This window comes from Aggregatibacter sp. HK296 (genome assembly GCF_980469475.1).
Genome location: NZ_OZ413142.1, coordinates 326,604 through 351,278, shown reverse-complemented (window position 1 = coordinate 351,278; position 24,675 = coordinate 326,604). Strand labels below are relative to the sequence as shown.

Annotated in this window: 22 protein-coding genes and 1 riboswitch; of the genes, 14 read left to right on the top strand and 8 right to left on the bottom strand. The window is 43.1% G+C overall.

Annotated features, from left to right (window positions below; genetic code table 11):
• Positions 1–7 precede the first annotated feature (7 nt).
• Positions 8–2,815 carry an autotransporter family protein gene (locus AC30SH_RS01775; protein ID WP_109104058.1) on the top strand — a complete coding sequence of 936 codons (2,808 nt, stop codon included), beginning with the start codon at positions 8–10 and terminating at the stop codon, positions 2,813–2,815.
• Positions 2,816–2,999: 184 nt separating this feature from the next.
• Here AC30SH_RS01775 and ispH read toward each other — a convergent pair whose 3' ends face one another.
• Together ispH and lspA are read right to left on the bottom strand one after the other, a co-directional pair.
• Positions 3,000–3,944, bottom strand: a complete 945-nt coding sequence (ispH, locus tag AC30SH_RS01770; RefSeq protein ID WP_109104059.1) for a 4-hydroxy-3-methylbut-2-enyl diphosphate reductase — start codon at positions 3,942–3,944, stop codon at positions 3,000–3,002.
• Positions 3,941–4,441 (bottom strand): signal peptidase II, encoded by a 501-nt coding sequence (gene lspA, locus AC30SH_RS01765; RefSeq protein WP_006719296.1) that lies wholly within the window; start codon positions 4,439–4,441, stop codon positions 3,941–3,943. The genes ispH and lspA overlap by 4 nt, the downstream gene beginning before the upstream one ends.
• A 177-nt stretch (positions 4,442–4,618) precedes the next feature.
• A riboswitch (TPP riboswitch) is annotated at positions 4,619–4,706 on the top strand.
• 71 nt (positions 4,707–4,777) lie between these two features.
• Here lspA and AC30SH_RS01760 point away from each other — a divergent pair.
• From AC30SH_RS01760 to AC30SH_RS01745, 4 genes are read left to right on the top strand one after another with little or no spacing between them, the layout of a single operon-like run.
• Entirely contained in the window at positions 4,778–5,500 is a 723-nt protein-coding gene (locus tag AC30SH_RS01760; protein ID WP_109104060.1) for an ABC transporter ATP-binding protein, read from the top strand.
• Positions 5,497–6,243 carry an ABC transporter permease gene (locus AC30SH_RS01755; RefSeq protein ID WP_212509946.1) on the top strand — a complete coding sequence of 249 codons (747 nt, stop codon included), beginning with the start codon at positions 5,497–5,499 and terminating at the stop codon, positions 6,241–6,243. The genes AC30SH_RS01760 and AC30SH_RS01755 overlap by 4 nt, the downstream gene beginning before the upstream one ends.
• An 8-nt stretch (positions 6,244–6,251) precedes the next feature.
• Positions 6,252–6,899: a thiaminase II gene (gene tenA, locus AC30SH_RS01750; RefSeq protein WP_109104062.1), complete on the top strand. Its 648-nt coding sequence runs from the start codon at positions 6,252–6,254 to the stop codon at positions 6,897–6,899.
• 18 nt (positions 6,900–6,917) lie between these two features.
• Positions 6,918–7,865, top strand: coding sequence for an ABC transporter substrate-binding protein (locus tag AC30SH_RS01745; RefSeq protein WP_109104063.1), 948 nt, complete (start codon positions 6,918–6,920; stop codon positions 7,863–7,865).
• A gap of 68 nt (positions 7,866–7,933) precedes the next feature.
• On the opposite strand, the gene ileS is transcribed toward AC30SH_RS01745, so the two are convergent.
• The 3 genes from ileS to murJ all read right to left on the bottom strand — a co-directional run bounded on the left by ileS (position 7,934) and on the right by murJ (position 13,393).
• On the bottom strand, positions 7,934–10,756 hold the full coding sequence (gene ileS, locus AC30SH_RS01740; RefSeq protein WP_489582028.1) for an isoleucine--tRNA ligase: 2,823 nt from the start codon (positions 10,754–10,756) through the stop codon (positions 7,934–7,936).
• Positions 10,757–10,795: 39 nt separating this feature from the next.
• Positions 10,796–11,734 carry a bifunctional riboflavin kinase/FAD synthetase gene (gene ribF, locus AC30SH_RS01735; protein WP_212509949.1) on the bottom strand — a complete coding sequence of 313 codons (939 nt, stop codon included), beginning with the start codon at positions 11,732–11,734 and terminating at the stop codon, positions 10,796–10,798.
• Positions 11,735–11,815: 81 nt separating this feature from the next.
• Positions 11,816–13,393 carry a murein biosynthesis integral membrane protein MurJ gene (murJ, locus tag AC30SH_RS01730; RefSeq protein WP_212509950.1) on the bottom strand — a complete coding sequence of 526 codons (1,578 nt, stop codon included), beginning with the start codon at positions 13,391–13,393 and terminating at the stop codon, positions 11,816–11,818.
• A gap of 268 nt (positions 13,394–13,661) precedes the next feature.
• Between murJ and rpsT the strand changes: the two genes are divergently transcribed.
• Positions 13,662–13,925 carry a 30S ribosomal protein S20 gene (gene rpsT / locus AC30SH_RS01725; protein WP_005548279.1) on the top strand — a complete coding sequence of 88 codons (264 nt, stop codon included), beginning with the start codon at positions 13,662–13,664 and terminating at the stop codon, positions 13,923–13,925.
• A gap of 105 nt (positions 13,926–14,030) precedes the next feature.
• On the opposite strand, the gene AC30SH_RS01720 is transcribed toward rpsT, so the two are convergent.
• Positions 14,031–14,711, bottom strand: coding sequence for a YtjB family periplasmic protein (locus AC30SH_RS01720; protein ID WP_212509951.1), 681 nt, complete (start codon positions 14,709–14,711; stop codon positions 14,031–14,033).
• Positions 14,712–14,786: 75 nt separating this feature from the next.
• Here AC30SH_RS01720 and serB point away from each other — a divergent pair, with 75 nt between their 5' ends.
• From serB to AC30SH_RS01695, 5 genes are all read left to right on the top strand, one after another.
• Entirely contained in the window at positions 14,787–15,731 is a 945-nt protein-coding gene (gene serB / locus AC30SH_RS01715; protein ID WP_212509952.1) for a phosphoserine phosphatase, read from the top strand.
• A gap of 10 nt (positions 15,732–15,741) precedes the next feature.
• Positions 15,742–16,233 carry a YajQ family cyclic di-GMP-binding protein gene (locus tag AC30SH_RS01710; protein ID WP_006719311.1) on the top strand — a complete coding sequence of 164 codons (492 nt, stop codon included), beginning with the start codon at positions 15,742–15,744 and terminating at the stop codon, positions 16,231–16,233.
• Between the two features lie 120 nt (positions 16,234–16,353).
• Complete coding sequence (gene pth / locus AC30SH_RS01705; RefSeq protein WP_212509953.1) at positions 16,354–16,938, top strand: aminoacyl-tRNA hydrolase; 585 nt, start codon at positions 16,354–16,356, stop codon at positions 16,936–16,938.
• Positions 16,939–17,005: 67 nt separating this feature from the next.
• Positions 17,006–18,097: a redox-regulated ATPase YchF gene (ychF, locus tag AC30SH_RS01700; RefSeq protein ID WP_109431906.1), complete on the top strand. Its 1,092-nt coding sequence runs from the start codon at positions 17,006–17,008 to the stop codon at positions 18,095–18,097.
• A 72-nt stretch (positions 18,098–18,169) separates the two neighbouring features.
• A complete protein-coding gene (locus tag AC30SH_RS01695) occupies positions 18,170–20,038 on the top strand; it encodes an acyltransferase family protein (protein WP_212509955.1) in 1,869 nt (622 codons plus the stop codon).
• Between the two features lie 71 nt (positions 20,039–20,109).
• Here AC30SH_RS01695 and AC30SH_RS01690 read toward each other — a convergent pair whose 3' ends face one another.
• Positions 20,110–21,717, bottom strand: a complete 1,608-nt coding sequence (locus AC30SH_RS01690) for a DNA recombination protein RmuC (protein WP_212509956.1) — start codon at positions 21,715–21,717, stop codon at positions 20,110–20,112.
• A gap of 165 nt (positions 21,718–21,882) precedes the next feature.
• Here AC30SH_RS01690 and AC30SH_RS01685 point away from each other — a divergent pair, with 165 nt between their 5' ends.
• The 3 genes from AC30SH_RS01685 to aroE are packed head-to-tail and all read left to right on the top strand — an operon-like array spanning position 21,883 to position 23,791.
• Positions 21,883–22,431 (top strand): DNA topoisomerase family protein, encoded by a 549-nt coding sequence (locus AC30SH_RS01685; RefSeq protein WP_212510759.1) that lies wholly within the window; start codon positions 21,883–21,885, stop codon positions 22,429–22,431.
• 4 nt (positions 22,432–22,435) lie between these two features.
• Entirely contained in the window at positions 22,436–22,987 is a 552-nt protein-coding gene (gene tsaC, locus AC30SH_RS01680; protein WP_212509957.1) for an L-threonylcarbamoyladenylate synthase type 1 TsaC, read from the top strand.
• A gap of 3 nt (positions 22,988–22,990) precedes the next feature.
• Positions 22,991–23,791 carry a shikimate dehydrogenase gene (aroE, locus tag AC30SH_RS01675; protein ID WP_390882329.1) on the top strand — a complete coding sequence of 267 codons (801 nt, stop codon included), beginning with the start codon at positions 22,991–22,993 and terminating at the stop codon, positions 23,789–23,791.
• Positions 23,792–23,796: 5 nt separating this feature from the next.
• On the opposite strand, the gene rarD is transcribed toward aroE, so the two are convergent.
• Positions 23,797–24,669 (bottom strand): EamA family transporter RarD, encoded by an 873-nt coding sequence (gene rarD / locus AC30SH_RS01670; RefSeq protein WP_314885168.1) that lies wholly within the window; start codon positions 24,667–24,669, stop codon positions 23,797–23,799.
• Positions 24,670–24,675: the final 6 nt, after the last annotated feature.

The window sequence follows — 24,675 nt, the reverse complement described above, 5'->3', positions numbered from 1 at the left end:
ACACATTATGTTACTTAATACCAAGGAAAAATTCAGAAAGACATTTCTGAGCACATTGATTGTCTCTTCTTTATCAATTCCTACACTGGCCGTTGCTGCTGATATCACGTTGGCTCCTATTGATAAAACCCAAGAAACGGGAGAGCCTGTAGGATATGAACCGACAGATAAAAACACGGTTATTACCAACGATGTTAAGATTGATATCACAGCAGATAAGAACAAACATGACAAAACTCGTCCTAAAGGCATTATTGTCCGTGGTGATAGAACATTAGATATTCAAGGTAAAACCAATGTTGATGTCACCTTTGTCAATGAAAACTGGCTTGATTTAGCCTCAGCTGATACCAATGCAGCTTATGGCATTGCAGTCGGTTATGATTGGCGTGGTGGTGCACCAACCGATACAGCAAAATTGACTTTACATGATGATGCTGAAATCAACGTTGATAACGGGCCAGGTACTAGACCTTTATTTGGTCACCAATTATCCGGAGTAAGAGTTTTCCAAAAAAATGGGGCTGTTCCAATTTTTAATTCCAAGAAAAAACTCACCATCAATGTGGAAGATAAAACAACCGCCAAAAATGGCAGTTATTTAGTCGGCATTTACATTAATGGTAATGGTGCAGAAGCCAATTTAAAAGATTCAGAGATTACAATCAAAGCTAATGGTACTTCTTCCGCCGCTATAAAAATCGGCAAACCTGGTGATAATATACCTGCCGATTATAAAGGTGCTGTAGTCAACTCTACCGGAAAAATGGTGCTTGATACGACAGCAACGAAAGATTCTGCAGCCGTTCGTCTCTTTGGCACAAAATCCCGCTTAATTGCTGATTCAGACACAAGTAGTGGTGAAATTAAATCAGGCAGCTCGGCTATCGTATTTGACACAATGGATGTCCTCCTACGTGGAGAAAAATATAGAGAACAAGAAGTTCGTTTAAATAATACTAAAATCAAAACGGTTTCAGATGACGCTTCCCTCATTGTTGCACAAGAAAATTTAGACGATGCAAAAGACGGTGATGCTAAATTCCTCCTCAAGGGTAAAGAAAGTGAAGCGAAAGCTGCTAAAAATGGTTGGTTAGTAGAAGCAAAAGCCGGTCAATTGAGAACATCTAACCTCAGTGTTGCTATCGATAATCAAGCAAAAGTTATTGGTTTAATGCATCAAGGTTCTAATGCCAACGAGAACTCTAAATTAGATGTTAAATTAGACAATCAAGCTACTTGGGAACTGGCCCAAAAAGAAGATGAAGCTGAACAACGTTCTACCATTAATGCGTTAACGCTAAATAATGGTAGTGTATTGGATGCTTCTAAACACATCCCTACAGGCTCTGCCGGAACAGATTATAAAGTCAAACTGGTTAAACAAGACGGTTCTGACGGCACATTAACCAATAATAATAGTGAAATCACACTTGCCAATGGTTCTTACGGAGACAAATTCACTGTGGAAGGCAACTACACAGCGAATAACGGCGTTCTAAAAGTGAATACTCAGTGGAATACCAATGATCCGAATAACGGCAAATCTGACTTGTTAGAAGTCACCGGCAATGTAGAAGGTGTAACAAAAGTTGTGAGCCTAAAAGCAAATGGTGCGGAAAACTTAGTTGACGGTTCTATTGGCTCTATCGCTTCAGATTTAGGCAAAAACAGTACCGCAGTTATTCGTGTCCAAGGCTCAAGCAATTTACATAACTTTACCGGTATGACAAGAACCACCGGTGCAGGTGAACTACAATTAGCTTCTAAACGAGTCGGTAACGCAACCGAATATTTCTGGACAGTGACTTCAACAAATGGTGACGCAATTTATGTACCTTCCGTACCGGGCTACACACTTGCGCCAAAATTGAACTTAGAAGTGGGCTATGAAACAGTCGGCACATTACACCAACGTCGCGGTGAAAATCAGGCGCTTTCTTGGGAAAAATCTCAAGCAAACAACCAAACTTGGGGACGTATTATCGGTAAACACCTTGCTTTGGATGGTAAAGAGCGTTTGAACCTAACGGCTAACCTTTCCGGTTTCCAATTCGGTCACGACTTTGATGTTACTTCTACTGAAAACGGCGGAAAACGTTTAACCGGTATTTATGCGGGTTACACGCACGCAAATTCAAAATTCTATGACGAATATCGTGCTGAAAATGGTGTTGTCCTTAATGACAAATACACCGGCAAAGCGAAAACCGAAAACTTCCATGCCGGCGTAACACATACGCGTTATGCTGAAAATGGCAGCTACTTAGACTTAGTGGGTCAACTTTCTTGGGTGAAAAATAAATATTACGCTCTTGATTCACAAGCTAAAAACCACGGTTTCGGCGTTGCATTATCAAGCGAAGTTGGTCATCCATTTGCTTTAGGTAAAGAAAAAATGAATAACGGTGACAGCTGGATCATTGAACCGCAAGCACAGTTAATCTATCAATACCTAGGATTAAGCCGCTTCAACGATGATCTACGTTCTGTACACCAAGACAAACAACACGGTTTACGTGGTCGCGTAGGTGCACGTCTTGCTTACAACGATCTAACCGCTCGTGAAAAAGTCAGAACCCTTTATTTCACTGCAAACTTATGGCATGACTTCAGAAATACTGCCGGTAGCAACATTGGTGCAGATAATATCAATGAAAAATTTGCGAAAACTTGGGGGGAATTTGGTGTAGGTACTCAACTTGCAACTAGTGCTAACTCACATATTTATGCAGATGTTCGCTACGAACACTCTTTAAGTGGCGCAAAACGTCAAGGCTATAAAGGCTCTGTCGGCATTAAATATTCTTGGTAATCCAAGTGTGAATTAACGTAAGTTACTCTTAATTTAAAGCGGATAAATGACAATAACATTTATCCGCTTTTTATTTCAGCTTGTCTCTTTACGCTTTTTAACAAAGAAAAAGTGCGGTCAATATTCAAAACGTTTCAAATATTGACCGTACTTTCTTTTCATCTTTAGCAAGTGTTGGAGAGAATTAACTCACCTCTTTTACGCGCAATTCTTTTGGCACTTCAAAGAACATATTTTCTTCTAGCCCCTGCAATTCTTCTACATCCGTGACGCCAAATTCTTTCATACGCGCAATCACCGATTGCACTAATTCTTCCGGCGCGGAAGCACCCGCGGTGACACCAATGGTTTGCACGCCATTAAACCAATCCGGCTGAATATCATTGGGATCATCAATTAACTTGGACGCCACCCCCATTCGAGAAGCCAACTCCGCCAAACGGTTAGAGTTAGAGGAGTTTTTGGAGCCTACCACGACCACTAAATCCGATTGTTTTGCCAGTTCACGCACCGCCTGTTGACGATTGGTTGTGGCATAACAAATGTCGTTTTTATGCGGGCCTTGAATCGCAGGATATTTTTCTTTTAACGCGCTGATGGTTTCCGCCGTGTCATCTAAAGACAGCGTGGTTTGCGTCATAAAGGTTAAATCATCGTTGTGGCTCACCGGGAGGTTAGCAATATCCTCAATACTTTCAATGAGATAAATGCCGCCCTCTTGGTTGCCGTATTGCCCCATGGTGCCTTCCACTTCCGGATGGCCTTTGTGCCCGATGAGAATCGCTTTCGTGCCTTTTTTACTGGCACGCGCCACTTGCATATGTACTTTGGTCACCAACGGACAAGTTGCATCAAAGACTTTCAAGCGACGATCTTTGGCTTCTTGGCGTACTGCTTGGGATACGCCATGAGCGGAGAAAATTACAATGGCACCATCCGGCACTTCGCTCAGTTCTTCTACAAAAATAGCCCCACGCTCACGCAAGCCGTTCACCACAAAACGGTTATGCACCACTTCGTGACGTACATAAATGGGCGCACCATGAATTTCCAACGCCAATTCAACAATACTGATGGCACGATCGACGCCGGCACAAAAACCGCGTGGGTTGGCTAAAATTATCTTCATTTTTGACCGCTCTTTTGTTTATTCTTATCACCTTTAAAGGCATCTAATGCCAGTAAACCGGCGCCGATACAAATGGCAATATCTGCCACATTAAACACCGGGTAATGATAAATGTCCCAATAAAAATCAAAGAAATCCACCACAAAACCGTTGTAGGCACGATCCACCATATTAGCAAGTGCACCACCAATAATCAGGGCATAAGCTGAATTTTGTAATTTTTGGTCGGCACGATTTTTCTTCATGAAATACGCCAGCATCAGAGAAATACTAATCGCCAACAGAATAAAGAAATATTTTTGCCAACCATCGTGATCCGCCAAAAAGCTGAATGCCGCGCCATAATTTCGTACATAAGTGAGATTAAACACCGGCAGAACATTCACGCTTTCATACAAATCAAATTTTTGTACCACGATATATTTCGTCAGCAAATCAAGCAAAAAAGCGACCGCACTTAGCCAGAGAAAAGAGAGTCCGGATTTTTGTTGGGACATAGTTTTTCCTAAATAAAATCATTATCAAAATTAGGTTGCCATTCTAGCACAAGGCAAGGTTTTATACAGAAAAACTGATTTGGAACATCATGAAAGAACAGAATTTCTCTATGACGGGGATCACAAAATTTAACAGCGCAATTTGTTTTTCCTGCTCTTTTTCGATAGACTCTGCGCCATTATTAGTCGGGGTGCCATTGGCTGAGATAATACCCGTGAACCTGAAACAGTTAACACTGACGTAGGAAACTAAATCATGTCTATATTGCCATTCTTTTTAAAAACATTCTTAAAATCCACCGCACTTTTCTGCCTCCCTCGCTAAGTTAGCCTGCGATGCATTGTCTCGATATCCAACATCTATGCTTGCAATTCGATCACAAGCCGCTGTTTGTCGATCTTCATTTTCGTGTAGAACAAGGGGAATGGGTTGTGCTACTTGGGCGTTCCGGTGTAGGGAAATCCACCTTACTTCGCGCCATTGCAGGATTGGAAAATGCAGCGATTACACAAGGGCATATCCAATTTGCCCCTCATACCAAAGCGGCTTGGTTAGCACAGCAAGACAGTTTATTCCCATGGCTTTCTGTGTTGAATAACGTGCAGTTGGCGCAGCACCTTAGCGGTCAGAAAAATGCCAAAACCCAAGAGAAAGCCAAAGAACTATTACATGCCGTCGGCATGGCGGCTCATTGGCATAAACCTTGTTATCAACTTTCCGGCGGACAACGTCAACGGGTGGCACTGGCCCGCACCTTAATGCAAGATGCCGATTTAATTTTAATGGACGAACCCTTTTCCGCCCTGGATGCGGTCACCCGTTTACAGTTACAAAATCTTGCCTGCGAACTGTTGCAAGGGAAAACGGTGATTTTGGTAACCCATGATCCGCAAGAAGCCATTCGTTTAGGCGAAAAAATTTATGTATTGCAAGGACAACCGGTGCAAATAAAACAGGTTGCTCAATTAGATCCCATAAAGCCCCATCAGCTTCACCAAGAGGCGCTGTGGTCGCTACAAAATAAGCTTATCGAACAATTAATGGCGGAGCCAACATGAAAAAAATAGCCCGTCTTATCTTATTAAGCGCCCTGTTCATTGCGTTCTGGCAAGGCATTATCAGTCTGTTTGATGTGCCGCCCTACTTATTGCCTACCCCGCTTGCTGTATGGCAACGATTAATGACGCAAGCGGACTTGCTCTTCATGCATGCCCAAATTACGTTGCTGGAAATTTTGTTAGGCTTATTTTTCGGTTTTCTATTCGGGCTATCCTCTGCGCTACTACTTACTCTTTCCCGCAAAATCTCGGCTTTCTTAATGCCATTATTAGTGATTTCACAAGCTATTCCGGTGTTTGCTATCGCGCCATTACTGGTGTTGTGGCTTGGTTATGGCATGGCATCCAAAATCACCATGGCGATTTTGATTATCTATTTTCCCGTCACGGCAGCCTGCTATGACGGCCTACGCAACACACCGAAACCCTGGCTTCAACTTGCCCAAACCTTGCGTATTTCACCTGCGGCAATGCTATTTAAAGTGCGTTTACCGGCGGCATTGCCCGCATTAGCATCAGGATTACGCATTGCCGTCTCCATTGCGCCCATTGGCGCCATTGTGGGGGAATGGGTCGGTTCTTCGGAAGGATTGGGCTATTTAATGTTACAAGCCAATGCCCGAATACAAATCGACTTAATGTTTGCGGCGCTATTTTTACTTTTACTCATGGCGCTTTGCCTGTATTTCATCGTGGATAAATTACTGCGCAAAGCCCTGCCGTGGGTAAGCTATGTGCATTAGGAGGAAAAATGCTCAACCAACTGATTAAAAACGCCCAGCCTTATTGGCAACAATATGTAGAACATGACTTTGTCAAACAGTTGGCAAATGGCACCTTGCCGGCAGAGTGCTTTCGTCATTATTTAAAACAGGATTACCTTTACCTGTTTCATTACAGTCGTGCATTTGCCTTGGGTATCTTTAAAGCCAAAAACTTTAGCCAAATGGAAATACCTCGAAAAAGCCTTGAAAGTATTTGTCAGGAAATTCAATTACATTTGGCCTATTGCCGACAATGGGGCATCAGTGAAGCGGAAATATTTGCCACCCAAGAAAGCGCCGCTTGTATTGCCTATACTCGCTATTTATTAGATTGCGGTGCCAGCGGCGGTTTAGCTGAAATTTATGCGGCCATTACGCCTTGTGCCGTAGGCTACGCACAAATCGCACGCTATATCACAGAAAACTACCCGCGCTTAGCCAATAATCCGTATCAAACTTGGATCGACACCTATGCTTCGGAGGCTTTTCAACAAGAAGCGGAAGAAACGTCTAACTTTTTGACCGCACTTTGTGCTGAATTTACGCCATCCCAACAAAACCAGATTCAACACATCTTTACGACGGCCACCCGCATGGAAATTGCCTTCTGGCAAATGGGGTTGGATCTCGCTTAACCACAAAAAGGAGCTACTATGAAAAAACATATTCTTTCAACATTGATTATCGGCGCGCTTTCACTTAGCGTTCAAGCCGCTGAAAAACAAAAACTATCTTTAATGCTGGATTGGTTTGTCAACCCGGATCACGCGGCGTTGATCGTTGCACAGCAAAAAGGCTTTTTTGCCGAACATAATCTGGAAGTGGATATTATTGAGCCTGCCGATCCATCGCTACCGCCTAAATTGGTCGCCGCCGGCAAAACAGATTTAGCCGTAGATTATCAACCGCAACTGCATATTCAAATAGATGAAAAACTACCTTTAGTGCGTATTGCGACATTGGCAGATTCTCCGCTAAACAGCTTGGTCACGTTAGAAAACAGCGGCATCAAAACCTTAGCGGATTTGAAAGGAAAGAAAATTGGCTATTCCGTTAGCGGTTTTGAAACAGCACTGCTGGATGCCATGTTGAAGTCGGCCAATTTAAGTAATAAAGATGTCCAACTGATTAACGTGAATTGGTCTCTCTCCCCTTCTTTAATTAGCAAACAAGTGGATGTGGTTATAGGTTCATTCCGCAATTTTGAATTGAATCAATTAGCCATTGAAGGTTATCAAGGTAAGGCGTTTTTCCCTGAACAGCATGGCGTGCCGACCTATGATGAATTAATTATCGTCGCCAATAAAGACAAGATTCATGAAGCGAAATACAAAGATTTTATCAGCGCGCTACAACAAGCCACCGATTACCTTTATGCACACCCGGAAGAAAGTTGGCAGCTTTTTGTCAGCTATAAACCGACAGAATTGGATAACGAGCTTAACCGCCGCGCCTGGAAAGACACGCTGCCTTATTTGAGTAAACAACCGGGTAGCTTTAATAAAGCGAACTATGAAAAAATGGCGGACTTTATGTTGCAACAAGGATTATTGAAATCGAAAACGGCGGTAGAACATTACGCCACGGAACTGAAAAAATAAATAAATGCTTTACGATCAAAAAGTGCGGTCAATTTTGACCGCACTTTTATTTAGACTTTACTGCATGATTAAGCGAAACGTCTCACTTCGCCGTTACCTGCAACGTTTTCTACGCAACGCGGGCAAAGTGTCGGATGTTCCGGATTCACGCCGATTTTGTCGGAATAATGCCAGCAACGTGGACATTTTTCACCGTTAGAACGTACAACACTTACTGCAATCCCCTCTAACTCGCCAACAGCCACATCTGCCGGTTTGTCTGCTAATGCTTTCACTTCCGCTTTTGAGGTAATTAACACGAAACGTAATTCATTGCCTAATTGTTCTAACAAGGCACGATATTCATCGTTAGCATAAACGGTCACTTCCGCTTCCAAACCGCCACCGATCACTTTGTCGTTACGGGCGATTTCTAACACACGGTTCACTTCAGAACGTACTTTGATCAGTTGCTGCCAGTAAGCATCATCTAATTTTTCGTTCGCACCCAAGCCGAATAAGCCTTCATAGAATTCTTCAGTGAAGACGAATTCTGCACGTGCAGTTGCCGTTTGTGGCAAGTAGCCCCACACTTCATCTGCGGTGAAGGAAAGGATCGGTGCCATCCAACGTACCAATGCTTCCGCGATGTGCCATAAAACGGTTTGGCAACTACGGCGCGCAAGGCTGTCTGCTTTGGTGGTGTATTGACGATCTTTGATAATATCAAGGTAGAACGAGCCCATTTCCACCGAACAGAAACGCATTAAGCGTTGCACCACGGCGTGGAATTGATAGTTATCATAAGCATCTTTGATTTCGTTTTGTGCTTCTAATGCACAAGCCACCGCCCAACGATCCAAGCTCATCATTTCTTCCGGTTTAACTGCATCACGTTGCGGATCGAAACCATTTAAGTTAGCTAATAAGAAACGTGCCGTGTTACGAATACGACGATAGCTGTCCGCCGCACGTTTTAAGATTTCATCAGAAACGGTCATTTCACCGGTATAGTCGGTAGAAGCCACCCATAAACGTAAAATGTCGCCACCGAATTTATCCATCACTTCTTGTGGCGTCACGATGTTGCCGATGGATTTTGACATTTTGCGGCCTTGACCATCCACGGTGAAGCCGTGAGTTAATACTTGTTTGTATGGTGCTTTGCTGTCTGTTGCGGTAGAAAGCATTAAAGAAGACATAAACCAACCACGGTGTTGGTCGGAACCTTCCAAATACATATCGATATCTTGACCATTAAATTCCGGACGATTCGCCACCACAGAAGAATAGGTTGATCCTGAGTCAAACCATACGTCAAGGGTATCAGGCACTTTACGATAGGTTTCTGCATCGGCGCCTAATAATTCTTTTTCGTCTAAATCCCACCATGCTTGAATACCGGCTTTCTCTACGCGTTTAGCCACTTCTTCAAGTAATTCTAAGGTGCGTGGGTGAAGTTCTTCGGTTTCTTTGTGCACGAATAACGTCATCGGCACGCCCCAAGTACGCTGACGGGAAATACACCAGTCCGGGCGGTTTTCCACCATTTTTTCGATACGCGCTTGACCCCAATCCGGAATCCAGCGAACTTGTTTGATTTCACCTAAGGCTTGTTGGCGTAAACCTTGTGTTTCCATGCCAATAAACCATTGTGGTGTCGCACGGAAAATAATTGGGGTTTTATGGCGCCAGCAGTGTGGGTAGCTGTGTTTGATTTTCTCAACTTTTAATAAGTTGCCCACTTCTTGCAATTTTTCAACAACCAATGGATTCGCTTCAAATACGCCTTTACCTGCAAAGAATTCAGTGGTTGAAATAAATTTACCGTCATTCGATACAAGACCCGCCATTGGTAAATTATATTTTTGTCCTACAATAAAGTCGTCCAAACCATGATCCGGTGCAGTGTGTACTAAACCTGTACCGCCATCGGTAGTCACGTGATCGCCTAAAATCACCGGCACAGTGAAATCATAGAACGGATGGTTAAAGCGTACTAACTCAAGCGCTTGACCTTTTACGGCCCCTAAAATTTCAACTTGTTCTACACCCACGGCTTTCGCCACCGATTCCACTAATTCAGCGGCTAAGATCACACGCTCATCACCAAGTTGGACTAGGTTGTATTCTAATTCTGCATTTACCGCAATCGCACGGTTAGATGGCATTGTCCAAGGTGTTGTTGTCCAAATGACTGCAGATAATTTGCCATGGCCTTTGCCTACTGCGTTAAATTTCTCTTCAATTTCTACCGCACTTACTGCAGGGAAACGCACATAAATGGACGGAGAAACTTTGTCTTCGTATTCCACTTCCGCTTCAGCCAAAGAAGAACCGCAATCCAAACACCAGTGCACCGGTTTAGATCCTTTGTATAAGTGGCCGTTAGCAATCACTTTGCCAAGCGTACGAATAATGTGTGCTTCGGTATCAAAGTTCATGGTCAAATAAGGGTTATCCCAATCGCCCAACACGCCTAAACGGATAAAGTCTTTTTTCTGTCCTTCCACTTGTTCCGCTGCATATTCACGGCATTTCGCCCGGAATTCGGCCGCAGAAATTTTCTCGTTTGGTTTGCCCACTAAGCCTTCTACTTTTAATTCAATCGGCAAACCGTGACAGTCCCAACCCGGAATATAAGGCGAGTCAAAACCTAACGCGGTTTTGGATTTCACGATAATATCTTTCAGAATTTTATTCACCGCATGACCGATATGAATGTTGCCGTTCGCATACGGAGGGCCATCATGCAAAATAAAGGATTTTTTGCCTTTTGAAGTTTCACGAATTTTTTGATAGAGATTTTTCTCATACCAGTTTTTCAACATCACAGGCTCGCGTTTGGCTAAATCGCCGCGCATTGGAAAGCCCGTTTCAGGGAGGTTAAGGGTATTTTTATAATCAGTCATTTTATATTCCAGTGTTATGTAAAAATTAAAATTTGTGTTCTATAAAGTGCGGTCAGTTTTGAAAACGTTTTTTGCCGTTTCTACATCCTTCGCAATTTGTGCTTTTAAATCGTCAAAAGAGGGAAATTTCATTTCATTGCGGATTTTATGACAGAGTTCTACATCCAACCATTGGGCATAAAGATCGCCTTGAAAATCAAATAAATGTGCTTCTAGTAATTGATTCACACCATTGATGGTCGGGCGGGTGCCGATATTCGCGACCCCATTAAAAAACGCGCCGGATTTTAACCGCACTTTGACGGCATACACGCCTTTGACCGGATTCACCTGACGATGCAAGCGAATATTCGCGGTCGGAAAGCCGATGGTGCGACCAAGCTCATTGCCATGAATCACGCGACCTAAAATACGATAAGGACGTCCAAGTAATTTTTCCGCCAACGTTAAATCGTCGTTTGCCAACGCCTCGCGAATCGCTGTACTACTGATTCTCAATTCATCTAAGCAAAAGCTACGGTTATCCTCTACGGTAAAACCAAACTTTTCACCGGCTTGTTGCAACAGTGCAAAATTGCCTTGGCGCTTAGCACCAAATTTAAAATCATCACCAATGCTTAAAAACTTCACATTTAATTTGCGCACCAGACAATCTTCAATAAATTGTTGCGCGGGTAAATTGGCAAAAGTGCGGTCGAATTTTGCCACAATCACCATGTCCACGCCTGCCTGTTTGAGATAACGCAATTTATCACGTAAACGCATCAAGCGTGCAGGCGCATTTTCAGCACAGAAATACTCGCGTGGCTGCGGTTCAAACAACATCACCACCATGGGTAAATGCAACTCATCGGCTTTTGTCCGCAAATGACGCAGAATGGCTTGATGTCCCAAATGCACTCCGTCAAAATTGCCGATAGTCAACGCGCAAGCGTGCAAATTTTGCGGTAAATTTCCCAAGCCACGAATCAGCTGCATTATTAAATTTGTTCCATTTAATTTCAGTGAAAAAAGATTTCGGTATTATACGCATAAATTAAGGCGTCACAAAAGCGAATTTCATGTGGTGTGCACGCCCATCAAATCCCGTTTACGAATACCTAACAACACTAATATTCCACCATAAACCATTGCGGCTAAAACGATCAACCACGCTAGCCAATGCACGCGGGTAAGAAAACTCATGGCATTCCATTCAATGAGTGTTGGGCTGTTATACCAAACCAACAGTCCCATCATGGCAGCGGCACAAAAAACTTTCAGAAAAAACACCGCACTTTGACGGCTAAAATGATAAACGTCCGCTTTTGCCAAACCACGATAAAGCAGATACGCGTTCAATGTTGCCGACATGGCAGACGCCATCGCCAAGCCTACGTAACTGAAAGGAATCGCTAATAAATTGAACGCCATGTTGCTTACCATGGCAATAATGCCGATTTTCACCGGCGTTTTGGTGTCTTGGCGGGCGTAATAACCATTCGCCAAAATCTTGATTAACATGAAGCTCAGAAGCCCTGCGTTAAAGCCCCAGAGGGAATAAGAGGCTGACTGCACATCGCTAAAGGTAAAGCTGCCGCGCATAAACAGCACGAGCAACATCGGTTGCGCCAACACAGCGATACCAATCATTGCTGGCACGCCGAGCAATAAAATCATGCGTACGCCCCAGTCCATTGTGTTGCGAAAATCCACCGCACTTTTGGCGTTATCATCGCGGTTTACATGATGGCGGGCAAGGGTCGGCAAAATCACCGTAGAAATGGCGATACCGAACAATCCAAGAGGAAACTCTAACAAGCGGTCGGAATAATATAGCCAGCTGATGGAACCCGTCATTAAAAAACTGGCGATAAAGGTATCAAGTAGCAAGTTGATTTGGCTCACGGAAACGCCAAATAAAGCAGGAATCATCAGTGTGCGGATTTTCTTCACGCCTTCGTCATGCCACGCCCATTTGGGTTTTACTAATAATTTAGCTTGATATAAGAAAGGCAGTTGAAACAGAAATTGTAATAACCCGCCGAGAAAGATCCCGATAGCCAAGCCTAAATCCGGATTTTCCAACTGCGGTGCCAACCAAAGTGCGGTGGCAATCATGGCAATATTGAGCAACACCGGCGAGAACGACATCACGCCGAATTTACCGATGGTATTTAGAATCGCACCGGACAGCGCAACGAAGGTCACAAACCATAAATAAGGAAAAGTGATTTTGAGTAGCAACGAGGCTTGCGTGAATTTTTCCGCATTCGGCCCGTCATTCAGCCAATCGACAAACCAACCTGTTCCGAAAATTGCCGCCACCACCGGCGAGCCGATCATCGCCAATAACGTAACGACGGTAACCAAGCCCCCCAAGGTGCCCGACACCTTGCCGATAAACTCGCGGGTTTTGGATAAATCACCGGATTTTTGATACTCCGCCAACACCGGCACAAACGCTTGTGAAAACGCCCCTTCGGCGAATAATCGGCGGAGGAAATTAGGAATACGGTTGGCGAATAAAAATACGTCTGCCGCCGCACCGGCACCGATTAAATTAGCAATCACTACATCGCGCACCAAGCCTAACACACGCGAAACGAGCGTCATACCGCTCACGATCATGCCGGATTTTAATAATCTTTTGCTCAAAACGAATTACTCTGAATGATAAAATTTGCCTAATTGTATAGAAATTTCGTTTTTACGCTATATTCTAAGGGAAAAAACTGTTAAAATCCCGCGCACATCGTTTGGTGAGCCCGTTTAGAAAGAGCTTGTTAAGTATAACGATGCCAACGTTCGGTTGTGTCTCACCGAAATCAACACAAAATTCCCGTTGACAAAAGTATAAGAAATCGGCATATTTACGCCCCTATTTTGTCACTATTAACTAACAGAAATTTTTAGGAGTTTGACCTTGGCTAATATCAAGTCAGCAAAAAAACGTGCGGTTCAATCTGAAAAACGCCGTCAACACAACGCAAGCCAACGCTCTATGATGCGTACTTACATCAAAAAAGTTTATGCTCAAGTAGCAGCGGGTGAGAAAGCAGCAGCTGAAGCAGCATTCGTTGAAATGCAAAAAGTTGTTGACCGCATGGCTTCTAAAGGCTTAATCCACGCTAACAAAGCAGCAAACCACAAATCTAAATTAGCTGCTCAAATCAAAAAATTAGCCTAATTTTTGCCTTATCATAAAAAAACCGCTCAAACGAGCGGTTTTTTGTTTTCGTGTTTTTTTGATTCTTCCCAAAGAGAAAACAATCATAAAAGCCACCGCACTTCCCTATCGCATTCGTCTTCGACGCTGATGAAACGCTTTGCTCGTGGATGGCATTGTTTTGTTACTTGGCGTAGGTGTTTTTTCCACAACATGAACATGCTTACGGCTGCGGCGATAGTGGCTGAGGAAATAATGAAAACTGCTGGCAAACAGAATTCCAACGAGAAAAACAATGACAATTTCACCATATAATCGATAAAAAATTTGATTGATTTTACTTTGGGTCGTTTGTCCGTATTTGGCATCAAAAGTGACGCGTAAAAAGCCTTCCAGGCCGTTTGGGGAATAAATAGGTTCCACAATTTGCTGAGAATCCGCTTCCTTTTCTTCTTTATCCAAGCCCAACAAACTGCGTATATCTGACGAGTTGGTGCTTTGTGCTAATAATTCACCATTACGCGCATACACTGCCGCATCCAGTACAAATTCTTCTTTGGTGAAATTATCCAAATTCTCCACTAACCGTTCTGTTTTCGCATTATTCACCAACAACATCGAAAATAGATTCGCTTGCTGGCGTGCCAATAAATGAGAAATATTAGCGACCTGATTTACACTGGCTAGCTGTGAGCCGATTTTAAATTGTTGTACGCCAAATAAAATGACTGCCATGATGCCCGCGCATAACAAAACAATGCCAAAGAACATCATAAATTTAATCACTTTTTCTTTTGTTAAATGCAAGTTATTTTCCCCAAAGTTTAATAAGTAAGCTAGAATACAGTGCTTTTAAAAACCGCCACAATTTACAGGATTTTTATGCAAACACAAAATCTTAACGCCATTATGGCGCATTTTTCTGAACTTCCTGCACCATTTATTGCTGACAAGCCCTATCATTCGGATCAGGCGTTTATTCTCTATTCCAACAGCCTAAATCTCACAAAGTTACAAACCTTTCAGCAAAAGTGCGGTGAAAATTTTTTGTGTTTTTCCGCGTGGAATGTGTTGCATAACACCGTGGTATTGCTCAAAGGCGAGTGGAAAGCGGAGTGGATTGGTATTGCCCATGAATTAGCTCTGGATATTGCGCCGCTAAACTTTCACGCCAGTTTGAAGCAAGCGGGATTATTGGTGATGGACATGGATTCCACCGCCATCCAAATTGAATGTATCGATGAAATCGCCAAGCTTGCCGGCACCGGTGAGATGGTTTCCGCCATTACGGAACGCGCCATGCGTGGTGAACTCGATTTTAGCCAAAGCCTGCGCCAACGGGTTGCCACCTTAAAAGATGCGCCGGAAGGCATTTTGCAAGAGGTCAAACAGCATTTACCGCTGATGCCGGGATTAGTCGAAACAGTCAAAGAACTCAAAAATCACGGTTGGAAAGTGGCCATTGCTTCCGGTGGATTTACCTATTTTGCCGAAGTATTACAACAAAAACTCGGCTTAGATTTCATTGCAGCCAATCAATTCGAGATTATTGACGGCAAACTTACAGGCAACGTACAAGGCGCCATTGTGGATGCACAATACAAAGCGCAAACCTTACAACAGTTAGCACAACAATTTAACATTGCCACTGAAAACACCGTTGCCATCGGCGACGGCGCCAACGATCTCGCCATGATGCAAGTTGCCGATGTCGGCGTGGCTTATCACGCCAAACCAAAAGTACAACAATTGGCGCAAGTTATCATCAACTTCACCGATTTAACCGCACTTTTATGTATTTTAAGTGCAAACGACAAAATGAAATAAGGAGAAAACCATGCCATCATTCGACATTGTTTCCGAAATCAGCGGACACGAAATCCGCAACGCCGTGGAAAACGCCAACCGCGAACTCACTAATCGTTGGGATTTCCGTAACGTACAAGCTGCGATCGAATTTAACGAAAAAAACGAAAGCATTAAAGTGAGCAGCGAATCGGATTTCCAAGTGGAGCAACTCATCGACATCTTACGTAACGCTTGTATTAAACGTAACATCGAATCCACTTCCTTAGACATCCCTGCTGACTATGAACACAGCGGCAAAACGTACAGCAAAGAAATCAAGCTGAAACAAGGCATTGAAACCGACATGGCGAAAAAGCTCACTAAGCTTATCAAAGATTCCAAAATCAAAGTGCAAAGCCAAATCCAAGGCGAGCAAGTCCGTGTTACCGGAAAATCCCGCGATGATTTACAAGCCGTGATTCAACTCGTCAAAACAGCGGAACTGGGGCAACCATTCCAATTCAATAATTTCCGCGATTAAAAACGCGTTCAAAAACGACCGCACTTTGGATAATTAAAGTGCGGTTTCCTTTTCCCTTCATTGAGAAAAAACCGACTTTCCGCTACAATACGCCACTATTTTTATTCACGTAAACAGACTATGTCAGAAATTAAGTTAATTGTTGGGCTTGGCAATCCCGGCGATAAATACACAGACACCCGCCACAATGCCGGAGAATGGTTAATTGCGCGTTTAGCACGGCGGTTTAATGTCACATTAAATGCGGAAAATAAGTTTTTCGGGAACGTGGGAAAAACGCTGATGAACGGCAAAGAAATCCGTTTTTTGGTGCCAACAACCTTTATGAATTTAAGCGGTAAAGCGGTTGGCGCATTGGCGAATTTTTATCGTATCAAACCCGAAGAAATTTTAGTCTTACATGATGAACTAGATTTACCGCCCGGCAGCGTTAAACTGAAATTAGGCGGTGGACATGGCGGACACAACGGCTTAAAAGACATTGTTGCCGCATTGGGCAATAACAACAATTTCTATCGTCTGCGTATTGGAATCGGCCACCCGGGACATCGTGATTTAGTGGCAGGTTATGTGTTAAACAAACCGTCACCCAGTGAGCGTGAAGCGCTTGAAAAAGCCCTGGATGAAGCGGCAAATTGTGTGGAACTGCTTTTCAAAGACGGCATCGTCAAAGCCACTAATCGACTGAATAGCTTTAAAATTTAACCGAAAAGTGCGGTAAAAAAACAGGGTAAATTTCAACCGCACTTTTCTTCACCAATAAGGAAAAATTATGGGATTCAAATGTGGTATCGTGGGTCTGCCAAATGTGGGCAAATCCACACTTTTCAACGCCTTAACCAAAGCCGGCATTGAGGCGGCAAACTATCCGTTTTGCACCATTGAGCCAAATACCGGTGTGGTGCCAATGCCGGATCCGCGTTTAGACGCCTTAGCAGAAATCGTCAAACCTGAACGCGTATTGCCAACCACCATGGAATTTGTGGATATCGCAGGTTTGGTGGCCGGTGCGAGTAAAGGTGAAGGCTTGGGTAACAAATTCTTAGCTAATATCCGTGAAACGGACGCCATTGGCCATGTCGTACGTTGTTTTGAAAACGATGACATCGTACACGTTGCGGGCAAAATTGATCCGTTAAACGATATTGAAACCATCAACACCGAACTAGCGTTAGCCGATTTAGACAGCTGTGAACGTGCGATTCAACGTTTACAAAAACGTGCTAAAGGCGGTGACAAAGATGCGAAATTCGAGCTGTCTGTGATGGAAAAAATCTTACCGGTACTTTCTGAAGCAGGTATGATTCGTTCCGTGCCGTTAGACAAAGACGAGTTATTGGCAATCAAAAGCTACAATTTCTTAACCTTAAAACCGACCATGTACATTGCGAACGTGAACGAAGACGGTTTTGAAAATAATCCTTACCTCGACAAAGTCCGCGAATTTGCTGAAAAAGAAGGCTCTGTCGTGGTGCCGGTATGTGCCGCAATTGAAGCGGAAATCGCCGAGTTGGATGATGATGAAAAACTTGAATTCTTACAAGATCTCGGCATTGAAGAACCGGGCCTAAACCGTGTCATTCGCGCCGGTTATGCGCTTCTCAATCTACAAACCTACTTTACCGCGGGCGTAAAAGAAGTTCGCGCATGGACAGTTTCCGTGGGTGCCACTGCACCGAAAGCGGCTGCCGTGATCCATACCGATTTTGAAAAAGGCTTTATCCGTGCTGAAGTGATTGCCTACGAAGATTTCATCCAATTCAAAGGTGAAAACGGTGCCAAAGATGCCGGAAAATGGCGTTTAGAAGGGAAAGATTACATCGTACAAGACGGCGATGTCATGCACTTCCGCTTCAACGTGTAAAACAATCAAAAAATGAACCGCACTTTAAGCAACTAAAGTGCGATTTTTTTATCTCTTTTTTAAGGAATTTACATGTCTTCTTCAATTAAATATCGTGCTGAAATAGATGGACTTCGTGCCATTGCGGTCATTTCAGTGATCATCTATCACCTCAATGCAAATTGGCTACCGGGTGGTTTTCTTGGCGTAGATATTTTCTTTGTTATTTCTGGCTTTCTCATTACCGGCATCATCATTAATGAGATTCAAGAAAATAGTTTCTCTTTTAAAGACTTCTATACTCGCCGTATAAAGCGAATTTACCCGGCATTCATTGCCGTCATGGCTCTTGTGTCTTTGGTTGCTTCCGCATTATTTATCTATAATGATTTTAACCAACTCAGAAAGACCATTGAGCTTGCCGCTGTATTTTCCTCCAACTTTTATCTAGGGTTTAAACAAGGTTATTTTGACCTTAATGCGACAGAAAACCCTGTTTTACATATTTGGTCATTAGCCGTTGAGGAACAATACTACTTAATTTTCCCTTTATTTTTATTATTTGTTTACAAAAAAGCAGGGAATTTAAAATCTATTTTTAGGTTTACACTAATACTCTTTGTCCTGTTGTTATTAACCTCATTTATTTCTAACACTTTTTATAAAGATGTATTACATCAACCGAATACTTATTATCTTTCCAATTTACGCTTTCCGGAATTGCTTATTGGATCTTTATTAGCCATTTATAATATTAATCTATCGGCAAATCACACATTTAATAAAAAGCTGATTGGGAATTTCAGTTTTTTATTATTGCTAGCTTGCCTATATTTTTATCATAACAAGTTAGTCTTTATTCCCGGAGTAAGCTTAGTTTTACCTTGTTTACTTGCAGCCCTTGTCATTTACACCACAACGCAAGAGAGTATTGTCAAAAAACTGCTTTCCACCAAACCAATGGTATTTATTGGAAAAATATCTTATTCACTCTATTTATACCATTGGATATTTATCTCTTTTGCCTACTATATTACGGGCACCAAACAAATAGATAATCAGATTGTATTGTTAGTCACGGCGTTAACCGTACTTTTCTCTATCTTGAGTTATTACCTAATTGAGCAGCCAATTAGAAAATCAAAATTAAGTTTCAAACAGGCATTTTTATATCTCTATGTGATCCCTTCTGTTTTAGTGATTGGATATAACACCTATGAAAGAAAACAGATCAAAAATGAGAAAGAACAAATTGAGCAAGAAGTGCCATTAGCAGAGACGAATACGCACCTCCCAGCAAAAATCTTAACAATTGGCGATTCACATGCCGGCCATTTAGCTTATTTCTTAAATTATGTCGGTGCGCAAGAAGGCTGGAAGGCGGATATTCTAAATACAGGTCCAGATTGCCAAGTATTGGTAGATAAAAATGGAGAAGTGACACCGGAATGCCAATCACAATGGAATGAAATAGCCAAATACGATGCCGTTTTCATTTCTGAGTTTTATGATCTTCGAATGGAAGGTCAACCGGTTCCGCGATTTGAAGCTGAATCTTATTTAGTCCCTGACTTTGAAATCAGATTCAGAAAAATGGTGGAAAAACTCGCAACAGAAAAACCTGTTTATGTTTTTGCCAATAACAGCTCGATTAACCGTTCCCCTATTCGAGGACATCTTCTCGCTAAATATGGGCTAGATAAATACCTCGAGCCAATTCGTAGAATGGGCGATATTGATGCAAGTAATCAAATCATTCATGATTTAATTAAAGATATCCCGAATGCACATTGGGTTGATGCACAGCAATATCTTCCTAAAGACAGTGTAATGGCGGAAGGAAAATATCTCTATGGAGATCAGGACCATTTAACAAACTTTGGTGCTTACTATTTAGGGAAAGAATTTACCAAACACCAAAGATTGCTCTCCCCTGAACAAGTTAAAAAATTATATAAATAGTTCAATCTTGTAAGTATTTTTCGAATCTACCCTGTTAACAAAAAGTGCGGTTTTTCTACCGCACTTTTTTATTACTGTTGTTCTTTATTCAGCAACAACCGTTCTGTTTCAAAATCATGATGTAACGGCTCAATATCGGGCATGGTTTTATTGGCTTTGGCAGAAAGTGCTTTAAAGCGTTCAACTTTGCCTATCAAGCCCTGTTGCCCCACGAGTGCAGTAACAGCGCTGTTGTAGTGCGAACTGACAGTGGAAAGGCTATTCCCCACTTTCGCCAAACGCTCTGCGAGTAAGCAGATTTGGTTGTAAATGTCGCCGGCTTTTTCGCTGATTTCACGCGCTTCGGCATTACCGCGTTCCACCCGCCACAGGTTCGCCACCGTACGTAAAATCGGCATCAGCGTGGTATGTGACACCATAATGACATTTTTGTCATAACCGTAACCGAATAAACTCGGATCCATTTTTAAGGCTTCAATGTAAGCGGGTTCCACGGCAATAAACATCAACACGAAATTCGGGCTACGTACGCCGATAAGGTTGCTGTAATCTTTACGGGATAAGTCGTCGATGTGATTACGCAACGCCTTAATGTGCTCGCGCAGAAACGCCTGCCGCTCTATTTCATCTTCAGCACTGACCGCACTTTCATAGGCGTTAAGCGACATTTTGCTGTCGATAATCAAATGTTTCTCATCCGGTAGGTTAAGAATAAAGTCGGGATAATTGCGTTTGCCCTCTTCGTTTTTAAAATGCGCCTGTGCCGTGTAATGTTCATCTTCCACCAAGCCGGCAGATTGCAGCGCCCGCTCCAACTGCATTTCGCCCCAGTTGCCTAGAGTTTTCTTTTCTCCTTTCAGAGCGGAAGTCAAATTGTTCGCTTGTTGCGACATACTTAAACCGATTTCTAACACTTTCTTAATTTCCGCTTCCAAGCCCGCGTTGCCTTTGAGGGATTCCGAGTGAATTTCATTCACTCGTTTTTGGAAACTCTCAATTTGCTCACGGAATGGCTTTAACAAGCTGTCCATGGACGCTTGGTTCGTTTGCTGAAAACGCTGGCTTTTTTCTTCCAAAATACGATTGGCGAGGTTTTGAAATTCCGTATTGAGCTGCTGTTTGGTTTGTTCAACATGTTGTTGCTGCTCAACAAAATACTTTTCTTTTTCCGTTAACGTGGTTTTCAATTCCGCGAGTTCCTGCGAAAGTGCGGTGTGTTTTTCCATTAAATTTGCCAGCGATTCTTCTTTGCGGACAATCTGTGCTTGGCTTTGCACAAGTTGTCCGCGCAAGCTGTCCGCCTGTGCCGATGCCACACCAAAACGTTCTTTCAGCGTCGTTATTTGTTCTGCGATGGCGGAATGGCGAGCCTGTTCTTCGTTCAGTTCCGTTTGCAAATACTGTACTTTTTCATCCCGTTCGTTTAAGCGAATTTGTAGCCCATCGGCCGTGGTTTGCGCTTTCACCACCTCTTGTTCTAATTGATTTTTACGGGCAGTAACGGCATCAAATTTTTCTAATAAGCGATTAAAATCCTCAATGTTTTTATTTAAATCCTGTTGTAATTCCAGGCTATCCCGCTTCCGGCGCGCGCTGACAAAAAGCAAAATAAGGCAAAGCACGCCCAATGCGGCGCAAACGCCCAATAACACATTTAAATCAATATCCAATGCAAACATGTTCCCTCCTAATATTGGGCGTTAGTATAAAGGAAATCCGTAGCCTTTGCCGACCTTTTGCTTTTTCATTTCGTGGGTGGTAAAAGGCGCAAAACTTGCGGTAGAATGGCGCTTGAAGCATTTTCATATTTGTCGAGAAAAATCACCGCACTTTTAGGGCATGCCATGAACCAACCTTTATTTCAGCCTACCAAACACGAGGAACACTGCCCACAGTGCGGTGCGTTGTTGCAAATAAAACAAGGCAAAAAAGGGCTGTTTCTCGGCTGTTCTGCCTATCCGCAATGTGATTATTTAAAACCGTTACAGGCTTCCAACGAAGTAAAAATCCTTAAAATATTGGAACAAAACTGCCCTCAATGCGGACATTTATTGGCGCTAAAACAAGGGCATTTCGGCATGTTTATCGGTTGTAGCAATTATCCTGAGTGTCATTTTGTGGTACATGAGGAAACAGAAGAGGAAACGGAAGAACACGTACCTTGCCCGGAATGTCAAGAAGGACAGTTAGTGGCGCGGCGTGGACGTGCCGGCAAGCTATTTTTCGCCTGCAACCGTTTTCCGCATTGTAAGTTTTCCGTGCCAACTAAACCCTATTTAGTGGACTGTCCACAATGCTATGGCAATTTAGCCTTATTAAAAAAACAACAGGGCGAACAACGCACTTGGCAATGTGTGAATAAAACCTGTCGCCATATTTTTACGACCGAGTAACCTCATGAATTTACAAGAGATTGTTAACCATTTAAAAAATCAGCAAGTCGTTGCCTACCCCACCGAAGCGGTTTTTGGCTTAGGTTGTAATCCAAACAGCCAAAGTGCGGTGGAAAATTTACTTATTTTAAAACAGCGCCCGATGTCAAAAGGGCTAATTTTAATTGCGCCGAGCTTGGATTTTTTGTTGCCTTTTATGGATGAAAGCCGTTTGATGGAAGAACATTGGCAACGCTTAACTACGCAATATGATCGACCAACGACGTGGGTCGTACCGGCCAAAACAACGACACCCAAATTTCTTACCGGCGATTTTGACAGTATTGCGGTGCGCATCAGCCAACACCCTGCCGTTAAGCTGTTATGCGAACAAGCGGGCTTTGCTCTCACCTCCACCAGCGCCAACTTAACCGGACTGCCGCCTTGCCGCACAGCACAAGAAGTGACACAGCAATTCGGCACGGATTTTCCGGTGCTGGATATGCCTGTGGGCGGTGCGGTAAATCCATCCGAAATTCGCGACATTTTCACCAACCAAGTTTTTCGTCAAGGATAAATCATGTTATATGCCGTTTGGGGCAATCCTATCGCTCAAAGCAAATCGCCGCAAATTCACCGTATTTTTGCCGAACAAACCCCCCAAGACGTGCAATACGATGCCATGTTAGGCGACGAACAGAATTTTGAACGGCAATTATTGGCGTTTTTTGCGCAGGGAGCGGCGGGATGTAATATCACCTCGCCTTTCAAAGAACGGGCGTTCAAGCTGGCAGATGCGCACAGTGAGCGTTGTCTGATGGCGGAAGCCTGCAATACGTTGAAGAAATTAGACGATGGCACGCTGTATGCGGATAATACTGACGGCGCAGGATTGGTGACGGATTTGCAACGATTGAATTGGCTTAAGCCGAATCAAACCCTACTCATTTTAGGGGCAGGCGGTGCCACAAAAGGCGTGTTGTTACCGCTTTTACAAGCACAACAAAACATTGTGATTGCCAACCGCACTTTAGCCAAAGCGCAACAGCTGGCAGAGAAATTTTCGCCTTACGGCAATATTCGTGCCGTAGAACTGAGTCAACTTCCCGCGCAATCCTTTGATGTGATTATCAATGCGACCTCCTCAGGTCTGCACGGCGGTACGATACAAATTAACGATGAGATTCTACATGCAGCAAAAGCGGTTTACGACATGCAATATGATCGACAAAAAGACACGCCGTTTTTAGCACGCTGTGGTGCGTTAGGTGTACAAAATCGATGTGATGGTTTCGGGATGTTATTGGCGCAAGCGGCGCATTCATTTTATTTATGGCGAGGCGTAATGCCAAACATTACACCGTTATTTGAACAGTTATAAAAAAGCTATTGTCGCGTTTTCGCTTGTAGAATGCCATCCGTGATAATCAAAAGCATGGCAAGGACCAAACAAATAAACAGCGGATAACTTTGCGCATCAATTTCTTCACCGATTAACAAAGAAACCCCCACCATCAGGCAAGGCTCTACATAACCAAGTAAGCCCAACAAATTCATCGGCAAATGATTGCTGGCAAGAATGTAAGAATTGAGCGCCGTCCCGCTAATCAAGCCAAGCAGCAGCAATAAAACCAAAATATTCGGATTACTTTGTTGTACTTGGGCAATATCCACTTGCCAAGCGAAATAAATACAAAATGGCAAAAGGGTCAACATTTCTAAGAAGAATGCCGCAAGATCGGTTATTTTCCACATTCGACGAACCACAAAGTAAGTGGTATATCCCACGCAAATTACCAACGCTTCCCAAGAAATTTCCCCTTTTAAGGCGATGTTGGAAATTACCCCCACGGCAGCAATCAATACGGCTAAAAACTTAATGCGAGAAATCCGTTCTTTAAAGATTATTCGCGCCGCCGCCACAATCACCAAGGGCAATAATAAATAACCGAAAGAAACGCTGAGCGAGCTGCCGTTATTAGGTGCCCACAAAAATAGCCACATTTGAAACCCCATCAACGCGCCGGTAAAGAGAAAAGCCAACGCAAAGTGCGGTTGTCTTTGAATCCGTTTTAAATGGGCAATCAATGCCATTTTTTGTTTAAACAAAAACACAGCCACCGCCACAAAAGGCAAGGTAAATACAATGCGATAACCGAAAATATCTGTGCCACTCAAAGGCAGCAACAGCGTAGAAAAATAATACATGTAGCCAAACAGCAGAGAGGCAAATAATGAAAACGCAACGCCTTTTAGCATAAAAAC

Bases quoted from the DNA above. Each gene is read 5' to 3' on its own strand.
- AC30SH_RS01745 (WP_109104063.1), top strand. From the start codon at position 6,918: ATGAAAAAACATATTCTTTCAACATTGATTATCGGCGCGCTTTCACTT.
- ileS (WP_489582028.1), bottom strand. From the start codon at position 10,756: ATGACTGATTATAAAAATACCCTTAACCTCCCTGAAACGGGCTTTCCA.
- AC30SH_RS01695 (WP_212509955.1), top strand. From the start codon at position 18,170: ATGTCTTCTTCAATTAAATATCGTGCTGAAATAGATGGACTTCGTGCC.
- AC30SH_RS01710 (WP_006719311.1), top strand. From the start codon at position 15,742: ATGCCATCATTCGACATTGTTTCCGAAATCAGCGGACACGAAATCCGC.
- serB (WP_212509952.1), top strand. From the start codon at position 14,787: ATGCAAACACAAAATCTTAACGCCATTATGGCGCATTTTTCTGAACTT.
- aroE (WP_390882329.1), top strand. From the start codon at position 22,991: ATGTTATATGCCGTTTGGGGCAATCCTATCGCTCAAAGCAAATCGCCG.
- ychF (WP_109431906.1), top strand. From the start codon at position 17,006: ATGGGATTCAAATGTGGTATCGTGGGTCTGCCAAATGTGGGCAAATCC.
- tsaC (WP_212509957.1), top strand. From the start codon at position 22,436: ATGAATTTACAAGAGATTGTTAACCATTTAAAAAATCAGCAAGTCGTT.
- ribF (WP_212509949.1), bottom strand. From the start codon at position 11,734: ATGCAGCTGATTCGTGGCTTGGGAAATTTACCGCAAAATTTGCACGCT.
- AC30SH_RS01685 (WP_212510759.1), top strand. From the start codon at position 21,883: ATGAACCAACCTTTATTTCAGCCTACCAAACACGAGGAACACTGCCCA.
- AC30SH_RS01760 (WP_109104060.1), top strand. From the start codon at position 4,778: ATGCATTGTCTCGATATCCAACATCTATGCTTGCAATTCGATCACAAG.
- AC30SH_RS01755 (WP_212509946.1), top strand. From the start codon at position 5,497: ATGAAAAAAATAGCCCGTCTTATCTTATTAAGCGCCCTGTTCATTGCG.
- pth (WP_212509953.1), top strand. From the start codon at position 16,354: ATGTCAGAAATTAAGTTAATTGTTGGGCTTGGCAATCCCGGCGATAAA.
- lspA (WP_006719296.1), bottom strand. From the start codon at position 4,441: ATGTCCCAACAAAAATCCGGACTCTCTTTTCTCTGGCTAAGTGCGGTC.
- rarD (WP_314885168.1), bottom strand. From the start codon at position 24,669: ATGCTAAAAGGCGTTGCGTTTTCATTATTTGCCTCTCTGCTGTTTGGC.
- AC30SH_RS01690 (WP_212509956.1), bottom strand. From the start codon at position 21,717: ATGTTTGCATTGGATATTGATTTAAATGTGTTATTGGGCGTTTGCGCC.
- ispH (WP_109104059.1), bottom strand. From the start codon at position 3,944: ATGAAGATAATTTTAGCCAACCCACGCGGTTTTTGTGCCGGCGTCGAT.
- tenA (WP_109104062.1), top strand. From the start codon at position 6,252: ATGCTCAACCAACTGATTAAAAACGCCCAGCCTTATTGGCAACAATAT.
- AC30SH_RS01775 (WP_109104058.1), top strand. From the start codon at position 8: ATGTTACTTAATACCAAGGAAAAATTCAGAAAGACATTTCTGAGCACA.